Genomic DNA, 11,996 nt, shown 5'->3' with positions numbered 1-11,996 from the left:
GCTTATAGGTAGAAAGACTTATTGTTAAGTCAGTCTGGCTCAGTCACTTGACTTAAGTTAAAGAGTGAGATTTATACCTTTAGACAGATGACAAACACAAGTTTCACTATTAATAGAATAGCCGTGTTTATTTCTGTTGTCAATTATTCAGAATAATCGGATCATTCGCCGGAAACGATAATTTAGGAAACAAAAAGGGAAAAAAGTAAGAAGTTTAAATTAACTATAATTTTCAAATATGAAACAGCCCTGTCTGCTTGCCCTGCTCCCTGTCCCCTGCTCCCCCTTCCCCTCTGTTCGGAAACCCGTACAAATTAGGTTGTTGCAATGGGTGGGGTATTTTCGCTAAATTAGCACTCAGGAGTTGAGAGTGCTAATGTGAAATTTCTCAAAGGAAGTAACACAACTCTCGTTCCCAATTATTGCTGTGAACTGGAGGCTAATGAATGGCTGCTGTATCTCTAAGCGTATCAACCGTTAAACCATTAGGTGAGCGCGTTTTCGTCAAAGTAAGTGCGTCTGAAGAAAAAACCGCAGGTGGGATTTTATTGCCTGACACCGCCAAAGAAAAACCCCAAGTGGGCGAAGTCGTGGCAGTTGGCCCTGGCAAACGGAATGATGATGGTTCTCGCTCCGAATTAGAAGTTAAAGTCGGTGACAAAGTTCTTTATTCTAAATACGCTGGCACTGACGTCAAACTCGGCAGCGATGAATTTGTTCTGTTAGCTGAAAAAGATATCTTAGCCATCGTCAGCTAAGTCGCGTTTTCAACCTTTTAGATCGTACACCACACTGGTGTTCTGCGATCTGACTTGTTAAACCCTCAACCCATCTTTTTCCGAATTCGTTTTTACTATTAACCTAAAACCTGAACACAACACCTATGGCTAAACGTATCATCTACAACGAAAATGCTCGTCGTGCATTAGAACGCGGTATGGACATCTTGGCAGAGTCCGTTGCCGTTACTCTTGGCCCCAAAGGTCGCAACGTTGTATTAGAAAAAAAATTTGGTGCGCCCCAAATCGTGAATGATGGCGTCACCATTGCTAAAGAAATTGAACTAGAAGATAACATTGAGAATACTGGTGTTGCCCTAATTCGTCAAGCTGCCTCCAAAACCAACGATGCTGCTGGGGACGGAACCACCACTGCAACGGTTCTGGCTCACGCGATGGTTAAAGAAGGTCTGCGGAACGTGGCTGCGGGAGCCAACCCCATTGAACTCAAACGCGGTATTGATAAAGCTACTAACTTTTTAGTCGAAAAAATCGCTGAACACGCTCGCCAAGTGGAAGATTCCAAAGCGATCGCTCAAGTCGGTTCCATCTCTGCCGGAAACGATGAAGAAGTCGGTAAAATGATTGCTTCAGCGATGGATAAAGTCGGTAAAGAAGGCGTGATTTCCTTAGAAGAAGGGAAATCTATGACAACCGAGTTGGAAATCACCGAAGGGATGCGCTTTGATAAAGGCTATATTTCCCCCTACTTTGCCACCGATACGGAACGGATGGAAGCCATTCTGGAAGAACCCTATCTGTTAATTACCGATAAAAAAATCACCTTAGTTCAAGACTTAGTGCCCGTTCTGGAGCAAGTGGCTCGTTCTGGCCGTCCGTTGGTGATTATCGCTGAAGATATTGAAAAAGAAGCCTTAGCGACTCTGGTTGTCAACCGTCTGCGCGGTGTTCTGAATGTTGCTGCGGTTAAAGCCCCTGGGTTTGGAGATCGCCGCAAAGCCATGTTAGAAGACATCGCCGTGTTAACCGGTGGTCAACTGATCACTGAAGATGCGGGTCTGAAACTGGAAAACGCCAAGCTGGATATGTTGGGTAAAGCCCGTCGCGTTACCCTGACCAAAGATAACACCACCATCGTCGCCGAAGGCAATGAAGCTTCAGTAAAAGCCCGTTGTGAGCAAATTCGCCGTCAAATGGAAGAAACCGAGTCTTCCTACGACCGTGAAAAACTCCAAGAACGCTTGGCTAAATTAGCCGGTGGTGTTGCGGTAATCAAAGTCGGTGCTGCAACTGAAACCGAAATGAAAGACCGCAAACTGCGTCTGGAAGATGCCATCAACGCCACCAAAGCGGCCGTTGAAGAAGGGATCGTTCCCGGTGGTGGTACAACTCTGGCTCACTTAGCACCTCAGTTAGAAGAGTGGGCGAATGCTAACCTCACCCATGAAGCTTTAACTGGAGCGTTGATCGTGTCCCGTGCGTTGGCTGCTCCTCTCAAACGGATCGCTGAAAACGCGGGTGTTAACGGTGCTGTTGTGGCTGAACGAGTTAAAGAAAAAGACTTTAACGTCGGTTACAATGCCTCTTCTAACGAATTTGTGGATATGTTTGAAGCGGGTATTGTTGACCCAGCGAAAGTGACCCGTTCGGCTCTGCAAAACGCCGCTTCGATCGCTGGAATGGTGTTAACAACTGAGTGTATTGTTGTTGACAAACCCGAACCCAAAGATAATGCGACCGCTGGTGCTGGTGCTGGTATGGGCGGCGATTTCGATTACTAATTCGATGATTAATTTGTAATCTTAAAGGAGGTGGCTGATGTCACCTCCTTTTGTTTTAAATAGGGAACAGGGAACAGGGAACAGTAGGTTATTGTTAAACACCTTATATGAAATCCCTGCCCACCCTAAGATTAAACTAAGGTTAAATTGGGATAGTAAGCCAACATATCATCGGTGCTGAGAGTATCCCCACTGGCTTGAGGTGTCCAGAGAATTTCTACAGCTAATAATTGTTCGCTTCCAACGGAACCTAACCGACTTAAAGCTTGACGTAAGGTTTCAGGACTATTGACTTTGGGAAGTTGAATTTGTCCTAATGTTCCGACGACTAACGTTACCACAATATATTCGTTTTCCGTTGGGGTTAAATCGCCAGTTTGATTAACTAAATTCGCGTTATTTCCCGTCAGACTCGGAGCCACCCCACCGATTAACTGATTGTTAACATTAGACAGAGTTTCTTCCGTAAATTTACTGCGTTCTGCTAATGCCCATTGATTAAATTTAGCTTCGGCGGAATTGATTCCGGTTTGTTCAGACTGGGAAGAACCATAGGCCCAATATTCGGGATGGCGTAACAACGCTAAGGTGGTTTCCTGTAAGACTTGGGCGCGACCGGCTGCGGAACCTGTATCGGCGGTTTGGGCTATGCGGTCTAAATCGGCTTGTAATGTTCTCGCTTGAGCCAGTAACCCCACTTGTAAACGGGCGACGGAAACCGTTGGGTTGCTGCTGTATCCCAGTTCATCTTGTTCCATCGTTGACCGAAAACTTCTGAAGATGAACCCCGCAATGGCCATAAAAATCAGCAGGGAAAATAACCCGCCTCCGCCAAATCCAAAGAAGGGAATAATAAACGGAAATCCAAACCCGCCCCCACCATAATATCCCCCTGGAGCACGGCTAGGGCCAGGATTATAACTACGACTCGGTGCTCTAAAGGAACCTCCACCAATGCGTCCCCCACTTCGGGCTGCTAAGGCTCCATCGGCTTGACTAAAAAATAAAACAGCAACCAAACTGAAAACAGCTAAAGGTTTTAAAAGTTTTTTGAACATAAATCACATCTCATTTTCTGAGGACTGGAAACTGGAAAATCCCATTTCAGAGGGAAACAGATAATCTGTTCATTTTTTTGATTGTGGGAGTTTTTCAGTTCTTTTATCTATAATGTAACGTTTTTTTAATTTTGGTTCATTAAGACTTAGGTACGGTATGTACGATTCAAAGGGGGGAATTTTCTCCTGGTGTTCCTAGCGGGTTTCCGTTACTTTTTGCAGTCCACGAGGTTGATCGACATTATAATGGCGTGTTAACGCTAAATTTAAGGCAAATAATTGACCCGGAATAATGGCTACGAGGGGAGAAATCCATTCAGGAATATCAGGCGGTAAAATTAACGAAGTTTGAGCAAATTTTAAGGTTTCTTGATCATCGCTAATAACAATTAACTCGGCTTCCCGTTGTTTTAAAGTTTGCATTAAAGCTTGTATTTCGGGTAAAACTTTCCCCGATGGTGCAATGACAAAAACAGGAAATCCAGGTTCCACAATGGCTAAAGGCCCATGCAAAAAGTCAGCACTGCTATAGGGTTCAACGAGAGTATAGGTTAATTCCTTAAGTTTTAAAGCCAGTTCAAAAGCCGTTGCATAGTTATAACCTCGACCAATGACAACGCAATGTTTCATATAGCGATAGCGTTCTACTAAATGATTAATTTCTGGATTTAAGGTTAAGGTTTTTTGAACTAATTCAGGAACAGTTTGAACGGTTTTTAAGATTGTTGATTGTTGAGAGAGTTCTGCACTTAAAAGAGCGATCGCTAATAATTCAGTGGTATAGGTTTTAGTCGCTGCAATGGATTTTTCTACTCCTGCATTTAAGTTAATCACATAATCTGCTTGTTGGGCTAAGGGGGAGTCGGAAAAATTAGTAATTGCGGCGGTTAAAACCTTTTGAAGACGGGCTTCTGCTAATACGGCTACTAAATCAGGACTTTGACCACTTTGGCTAATTCCTAATACTAATGTATTTTTTAATTGTGGCGTTTGCTGATAAATACTATATAAACTCGGTGTCGCCAAACTCACTAAAAATCCATTCAGGGAACCGAACACATATTGAGCATATCGGGCTGCATTATCACTACTTCCTCGTGCTGCAATCACAATTTGAGAAATCTGGCGGTGATGTAATTCTGTAACTAGCTGTTGGATAATGGGACGTTCCGAGGTTAACAGCCTTTGTAAAACCTGGGGTTGTTGCTCAATTTCTTGTTCGAGATTAGACGAAGTTGCCATTGAATCAACGTTGTGATCAGGTTATGCCTTGTTATTGTATAAGAAAAGTCTGCCATCAGCCACAACAGAGTCCTAGCAAGCTTCCTGCGTTCACCTAGGATATTGATTAAAACAGTATAGAAAAATTTTGCGATTGCTGCTACAATTAGAGATAACTGATAACTGATAACTGATCTAGCCACAGTTGCTACAATCTAGCAACTGTGGTATTTCTATGGGCAGAAACCTTCAACCTCCCCTACGATGACTTCATCACTTCCGGTTACTCCCGTTACCCATCCCTAGGAAGCTCAACAACTGGGTGAAATTTTAGATCAGTGTTTTAACGTTCAGGAATGGGATGAGTATCGAGATTTTATAGGATTAGAAAACTTTCGGATCATTTATCAAAATGGAACCCTAGCCGGAGGGCTATGTATTTTTTTTATGGGTCAATGGTGGGGAGGAAAATCTATTCCGGTTGCTGGACTCGCCTCCGTTGGAATTGCGCCAGAATATAGAGGAGGGGGAGTCGCATTAGAATTATTACGCCAGACCCTTCGGGAACTTTATAATCAACAAATTCCCCTATTTTTAACTAGAAACCGTTGATAAAATAACTCGCACAATTGTTGTTTTTCCTATGGTGCTTTCAATTTCTAATCTTCCTTGATAAAACTGAACTAAACGTTTAACCAAAATCAATCCTAATCCTGATCCTTGTTGTTCATAAATGCGACGTTCAAATTGCTGATAAGCTCCAACTTTAGCAATTTGTTCGGCGGTCATTCCCCGTCCTGTGTTCATAAATTCCAGATAATAATAATTAAAAATTTGATATCCTTTAACAACAATCTGAGTATTATTGGCTGAAAATTTAATCATATTATCAATTAATTCTTCTGTAATTTTATTAAAAATTTCTTCAGGAAGATTAACGTCACATTTTTCGATTTCCAAGCCGGGATTTAGGAAATTTCCTTTAATTTCTTGAATTTTACTTTCAATAATCCTTCTAATTAAACGTTCAGGGTCGGAAATAAATCCTTTAGGAAAATATTGAGATCTTTGCGGATCTCGTTCTAATAATTCTAAATCAGCATATAGGAGAAAATTACAAGTTAGTCGGTATAAACGAGCCGCAGACAGACTAATATTTTCTAACATCTCTTGAATTTCATCCGGTGCCATTTCCTCAAAATCTGCAATTAACAGTTGTGTAGTTCCGATAATTCCATTCAAGGGAGTTCTTAACTCATGGGGGAGAGAAAGGGTAATCTTATTACATAACTCATCCAATTGTTCTTGTGCTTTTTGTTCAAAAACTTGGTATTTTTGAATCCGGCTATGGATAGCTTCTAATAAATCTTGGTGTGTAAAAGGTTTACTGAGATAATCATCAGCGCCTAAATTCATCCCATAGCGAAAATCAGCCGTTGTTGATTTAGCCGTTAAAAAAATAAAAGGAATGGTTGCTGTAGATTTAAACTGTCTTAATTCTTCTAAAACTTGATGTCCATCTAATCCCGGCATCATGACATCACAAATAATTAAATCCGGTAAAATTTCTCTGGCTAATTTTATCCCCTTTTCTCCATCCTCTGCACCAATTCCTAAAAATTCTTCAGCTTCCAAGATATCTAAAATAATAGAGCGAACATTGAGATCATCTTCTATGACTAATACTTTTTTCATGGGTTATACTCTTGATTTGATAAGGGAAAAATGAGAGTTACTGTTGTTCCCAAATTGATTTGACTTTCAATATGAATCACACCTCCCTGAATTTCAACGGATTTTTTAACGATAGTTAACCCTAATCCTGTACCGGGAATTACCCCGACATTTTTTGCCCGATGAAAGGGTTCAAATAAATGCTGCTGGTCTTCTAGAGGAATCCCAATTCCTTGATCTTTTAGTGTTAAAATGGCTTGATTAACATTATAATTTAATTTTAATTCGATGTTTCCCCCTTGAGGAGAGTATTTAATCGCATTGGTAATTAAGTTATATAAAATGTGTTGTAAGAGTTTTTCATCTAAATACACTAGAACGGGTAAAGTTGAGGATTGCCGCAAGTCGGATTCAGGAGGAATAAAATATAAATGTTTTTGATCATCTAAGCCAACCTGCATCTCTTGAATTAAAGTAAAACAAAAATATTCTAAATTAATTAAACTGGGATGAAAGGGTATTTTGTGGGCTTCTCCTTGACCAATTAATAATACCTCATTTAAGAGTTCTGTCAAATGGTGAACCGTTGTTTGAATTCGTCGTAAATAAGTTAAATTCTTCTCTTCATCCCATTTATGGCTATAATGTTCTAAAGCTTCTGCGGATGCTAAAATGGTTGTTAAGGGAGTACGAAATTCATGGGAAATCATGGAGACAAATCGAGATTTAAGTTGATTTAATTCTTTTTCTTGATGTAAGGCTTTGTGAATTTCAGCTTCAGAATATTTGCGCTGAGTAATATCTTTTACGTCTCCCTCATAAGCAATAATTTTTCCCACTGAATCTCGAATGACTCTAGCATTTTCCGAAATCCAAATAATACTTCCATCAGAACGGTAAACCTCAGATTCAAACCCTAAAACTGTTCCTTGTTCATTAATGAGACGTACAAATTCTTCTCGCCGTTGAGGATTAACATAAATTTGATCAGGAATATGGGAAAGATTTTGGATTAAATCTTCCGGGCACGAATAGCCATAAATCCTGGCGAGTGCGGGATTAGCACTAATAAAATGTCCGTCAGGAGTAGATTGGAATAACCCTTCTAAGGAATTTTCAAAAATGCTGCGATATTTTGCTTCTGTTATAGCTAATTGTTCATAAGCTTGTTCTAATTTTTGTCGCGAATTAAACCAAGTTCGTTGTAAGTTTTCATACAAGTAAACGGACAAATTACAAATTAAACAAGTCCAAAATAAAAATAATATTAACATTAAGGAATCATAGTTATCAGGAATAATTTTATTACCCAGTAATTTATTGATTCCGAAATAATAGCCTAAGATAATCGATTGGGAGGTTAAATGTAAGATTAATCGCACGGGAATTAATGTTGCTTGACTGACAAAGGTTAACACCCAACCAAATAAATTCGGGCTAACATTTCCATTGACCGTTTGAATAATTTGTTTTGTTAATTCAAGGGAGATTGATAATCCTAAAAATAGATAACCTAAATGTTGATTTCCCCAAGGTGTTTTTAATAATTTCAAACAAGTTAGTAGACCTAAAGATGCAAATATTTGTAAATATAACGTTTGATCTAAAAAGGGTTGATTCCAAAGAATAAATTGCAAAAAATTAATTAAAATAGCGCTAAAATAAATACAAATTCCGATATAAAACGCCAGATTTAATCGCACTGACAAAAAATGATGTCGCCACCGTTCATAAGACAAATGGTTGAGTGTATTATTATATTCAGGAACTACATTCACAGATTTTAAATAGTTAAAAAGACGTTGAACAATCCGTAAATGCGTTAGTTGATTCCTAAGCATTTCTAACATAGATTAATCAGGGATGGGGGAAAACAAGGAGGAACAGAAAAAGCTATAGCAGGGAACAGGGAACAGGTAGGAAAAGGCTTTTATGTCCTAACCACCTTGGCGATTGCTATATGGTGAATTTAGTATAAACGAGTTCTGTCGAAATGATATCCAAAATAAAGAGGCTCTGTAAAACACAGAACCTCTTTCCGTTTAATTTAGATGTACATTCCAGGATTGATTAATAAACAGCACCTTGAGAGGCGGTAACATCAATCGGTTTCATTAAGTACAGTTTGAGCAACTGCCATCCGTTAGACAGATAGTAGGGCAGTTTTTGGAAGAACTGAACGAATTTAGGGCTATCAGAATTAACAATCGCCGTTAACTGTTCGTTGTTCTTGAGGCAGATATCTAATCGGTTATAGAATTCAGGATTATTCACATCCAACATCACCGGGAAAACGCGACCTGCGGTTTCATTCGTTTTTTCAATGACGTGAATATCATAATCCCGTGCATTTAAACCAATGGCAGCATAAAAATCCGCCCGTTGTAAATCGTTTAAATACATGGTGGCAAACACTGACAACAGGAAGAAACGACACCAAAGCTTCGCTTTCCAATCATTCAACATTTGGGGTTGAGATTGCATCACCGCATCGAAGAAATCGCCGTGACGGTTCTCATCCTGACACCAATTTTCAAAGAAGCGGAAAATCGGATAAATGCGGTTTTCGGGATGGGCTTCTAAATGACGATAAATGGTGATATAGCGCCAGTAACCAATTTTTTCAGATAAATAGGTGGCGTAAAAGATGAATTTAGGTTTAAAGAAAGTGTACTGACGGCTTTTGGTCAGAAATCCTAAATCTAAGGACAGATTGAAATCGGACATCGCTTTATTCAGAAAACCCGCATGACGAGCTTCATCCCGCGACATCAATTGAAAACACTCCGCTAAAACAGGGCTTTTATCCTTGAGACGACGGCTGAGTTCTTTATAGAGCAAGAAACCTGAAAATTCAGCCGTGCAGGAACGCTCTAAAAATTCAATGAATAAACGACGAGTTTCGCCATCAATATGATCCCAGGATTGTTCAAACTCTTGATCCCGGACAAAGTGATTGCGGTTGTAGTCTACCCGAAACTCTTCGAGAATGGCTAAGAGTTCCTCTTCATTGACGGAGATGTCCATTTTCTCCATTTCCTCAAAATCCGTTGTGTAGAAACGGGGAGTGAGGATGGTTTCTTTGGCTGGGACTTTTACCCCAGGTCTGATTTCGTCAAAAGCGGGTCTTTTCAGGGAATCTACCATGTCTGTTGGATCTCTATTCTTATCACAGTGTGTTCTAAAGTCAGGAGTTCACGGGACATTCCGCCCGTCACCCCGCTTAAGGCTATGCTTATTTATGAATCAGCTTAAAATTGCCATGCAATACAGTCTACCAACGTCTACACCCAGAAGGGACAGAATTTGCGTTAAGAATTGCAACAAAAATTCAAAATCGGCTGATTTCTGATGATTAATCTTTCTGACCCAGAGCAAGGAACAGGATTTTGAGTTCAGTTTTTGTTAAGTCTCGGCTTTACGCCAGCTTAACCCACACCCCGTCATCTGCAAGCCCTTATTCAGCAAGCCCTATTTAAAGCTTGTAGTACCGTGGCGGTTGTAAAAACACCGTGCTGATCTAAAGAAATTGCGCTCTCGATCAAACTGTTCAAAACCCAGTTCTGATAATTTTCCGGAGCAGTCATATTGGGAGGAGGAACTCGCAAACCTGCTGAGGGGGGCCAAGAACCGTCTGGATTTTGCTGCTGTACAAGCCAGCGGATCGCCCGCTCCAGGGGTTCGCGGACAGTTTGGGTATCGCCGCCCAGAACCAGTATGCGCACAATCCAGGCAGTGGCGAAGGGAGAGCCGGAAGGTCTCACTGTGGAGGGGACTGAGCCGTCTGCACTGATGCGGCTGAGGGCCCAGCGAACTGCCCTCCCAACTCGCTCGCGGTCTTCCGGCTGCAAGACGTTTGCCAGAGCCTCAGCGGCTTGGGCAGTGGCGTATTCATCTTCACACCACCAGTAACTCTTCCAGCTACCGTCCTCAGATTGTCTTTGCCGCAGGAACTCGCAGGCACCGGCACGCACATCGGGCAGGGAAGCGGCGGCTGCGGTGACGCAGTTTTGGGGTTCGCACCATCCGTCAAAGGGCATCTCCTCCGACGCTCGGATAAAGCCCCGAATCGGTCCATCAGTGGCATAGGTGGCAATGCCACCTCCCATCCGGACGTGCGCGGCGAGGAATTCCCGCCCCGAAAGGGCTTGCTCCCAATCGCCACAACCTGTGGCGTCTGCTAATTGCAGTGCCCAGGCGGTGCTGTCAGCATCTCTTGGCGTCAAGCTGTTGTATCCCCAGCAGCCAGAAGGCTGGCAACGATTGCTCAGCCAGCGCCACGCCTCCTGGGCAGCCGTGAGGGCTTGGGGCACTGCTTGGCTGGCAAGTGCCGTGCCTGTATAACCGGTGACCCACTCGTCACTGCAACCCGGTGCCAGCCTGAAGTCTGACCACCATCCATCGGGATGGCGGGCATTGCAAAGGAATCGAATCGCGGCGTCAACCGATGAGTTAACAGATGAGCGAATACTGCTCGATGAGTGATGGCGGTATCGATTGATTCCCGGCAGAGGAGGGCTCAGAGAGATATGCAACGCGGGGGGGCCTTGCTGCGCCACCAAGAAAGCAATGACATTGTGGTGTTCGAGGGGGTCTGTGCAACCGGCCAGTGGCTCTGTGAAAGCGGCGTAGTTCCTCAAATTCCACCCCTTCTGCTGTGCTAGGGACAGCAGAGCGTGGCGAACGCTCCCGTCAGTTTTGAAGAGGGTCTTGGCGAAGGTAAACACAGAGAAAACAAGTGGTTCGGCTCCCGACGAGAAGGAGAAACTAAAGCCATAAATTCCCTCAGGCAGTCCGGCTCCTGCCCGGTTGAAGGTATAGCCCGATGTTTCCTCAATCAAGCCGAACAAGTCCGCTTGCCTGGACTCCAAGCCCACTCGTTGCAGGAGATTCGTAACCTGCCAGTCCGTCAGATGGGGAGATTTGATTCTGAAATAGAACTCGGTTCGCGACAGGTCTGTCTCCTGTCCGATGGCTACTAGCTGGGCCCCTCCATTGGGCAGCAATGGTTCATTACCCAGAAAGCAGCGAACCATTTCCGCAGCCGCAGGAGATCCCTCCTGGGGAACTTCGACGTAGAGCTTGTAGCGATCGCCTTCCAAACGGTGGCGCACCCCCATCCAAGCTCCCCACTTCAGGCTGCCGGATTCCTGCACTTTGTGCGAGAGGGCACTCACCTCTTCAGGCAGGCGACCCGCCCCCAAAAAGTCCAGCAGCCACTCGGCACGGGAGAGCCGATCTTGTGGCTTCACCTCAGAACCGCCCACCTCGGTTGCGTAGCGCATACCTGTCTCGTGAGACCCAAAGGTAAACTCCACAGGGAAGCCGTTGTAGCTCAAGCTGCCGAATTCCCAAGCAGTGTCTGGTTGGGGGGAACAGCGAATTTCCTCCAGCAGGAGATCCAGAGTTTTTGCCGCCCGCTCTTCCAGATTGGGTATCCCTGCTGCTGCTATCCGGACTGCTCGCGCTACGGCTAGCTGATTTCCCAAGGCTCTGTCTAGCTGAATCATTCCCAGTCCCCC

9 protein-coding genes are annotated in these 11,996 nt (G+C 43.2%); 3 read left to right on the top strand and 6 right to left on the bottom strand.

The features are described from left to right. Nucleotides 1-446: 446 nt before the first annotated feature. Nucleotides 447-758, top strand: coding sequence for a co-chaperone GroES (gene groES / locus NMK36_RS03165; protein ID WP_072720402.1), 312 nt, complete (start codon nucleotides 447-449; stop codon nucleotides 756-758). Nucleotides 759-883: 125 nt separating this feature from the next. Continuing rightward, nucleotides 884-2,521 (top strand): chaperonin GroEL, encoded by a 1,638-nt coding sequence (gene groL, locus NMK36_RS03160; RefSeq protein WP_072720403.1) that lies wholly within the window; start codon nucleotides 884-886, stop codon nucleotides 2,519-2,521. Nucleotides 2,522-2,652: 131 nt separating this feature from the next. Here the strand turns inward: groL and NMK36_RS03155 are convergent, their stop codons facing one another. Together NMK36_RS03155 and NMK36_RS03150 are read right to left on the bottom strand one after the other, a co-directional pair. After that, entirely contained in the window at nucleotides 2,653-3,579 is a 927-nt protein-coding gene (locus NMK36_RS03155) for a DUF1517 domain-containing protein (protein WP_072720404.1), read from the bottom strand. Between the two features lie 195 nt (nucleotides 3,580-3,774). Then, complete coding sequence (locus tag NMK36_RS03150; protein WP_254172970.1) at nucleotides 3,775-4,821, bottom strand: SIS domain-containing protein; 1,047 nt, start codon at nucleotides 4,819-4,821, stop codon at nucleotides 3,775-3,777. Nucleotides 4,822-5,118: 297 nt separating this feature from the next. Between NMK36_RS03150 and NMK36_RS03145 the strand changes: the two genes are divergently transcribed. Then, the gene (locus NMK36_RS03145; protein WP_083580085.1) at nucleotides 5,119-5,412 is read left to right on the top strand and encodes a GNAT family N-acetyltransferase; all 294 of its coding nucleotides are present in this window, start codon (nucleotides 5,119-5,121) and stop codon (nucleotides 5,410-5,412) included. Here NMK36_RS03145 and NMK36_RS03140 read toward each other — a convergent pair. The 4 genes from NMK36_RS03140 to NMK36_RS03125 all read right to left on the bottom strand — a co-directional run bounded on the left by NMK36_RS03140 (nucleotide 5,395) and on the right by NMK36_RS03125 (nucleotide 11,984). Then, a complete protein-coding gene (locus NMK36_RS03140) occupies nucleotides 5,395-6,495 on the bottom strand; it encodes a hybrid sensor histidine kinase/response regulator (protein ID WP_072720406.1) in 1,101 nt (366 codons plus the stop codon). The genes NMK36_RS03145 and NMK36_RS03140 overlap by 18 nt on opposite strands. Beyond that, complete coding sequence (locus NMK36_RS03135; RefSeq protein ID WP_186440407.1) at nucleotides 6,492-8,252, bottom strand: PAS domain-containing sensor histidine kinase; 1,761 nt, start codon at nucleotides 8,250-8,252, stop codon at nucleotides 6,492-6,494. The genes NMK36_RS03140 and NMK36_RS03135 overlap by 4 nt, the downstream gene beginning before the upstream one ends. A 292-nt stretch (nucleotides 8,253-8,544) precedes the next feature. After that, the gene (gene acsF / locus NMK36_RS03130; protein ID WP_072720408.1) at nucleotides 8,545-9,621 is read right to left on the bottom strand and encodes a magnesium-protoporphyrin IX monomethyl ester (oxidative) cyclase; all 1,077 of its coding nucleotides are present in this window, start codon (nucleotides 9,619-9,621) and stop codon (nucleotides 8,545-8,547) included. Nucleotides 9,622-9,935: 314 nt separating this feature from the next. Further along, nucleotides 9,936-11,984 carry a prenyltransferase/squalene oxidase repeat-containing protein gene (locus NMK36_RS03125; RefSeq protein ID WP_072720409.1) on the bottom strand — a complete coding sequence of 683 codons (2,049 nt, stop codon included), beginning with the start codon at nucleotides 11,982-11,984 and terminating at the stop codon, nucleotides 9,936-9,938. Nucleotides 11,985-11,996: the final 12 nt, after the last annotated feature.

It is taken from the genome of Planktothrix pseudagardhii (genome assembly GCF_904830925.1).
In the GTDB taxonomy this organism is placed as follows: Bacteria; Cyanobacteriota; Cyanobacteriia; order Cyanobacteriales; family Microcoleaceae; genus Planktothrix; species Planktothrix tepida.
The sequence above is the reverse complement of the archived record's forward strand: the minus strand, read 5'-3'. Positions and strand labels throughout refer to the sequence as shown.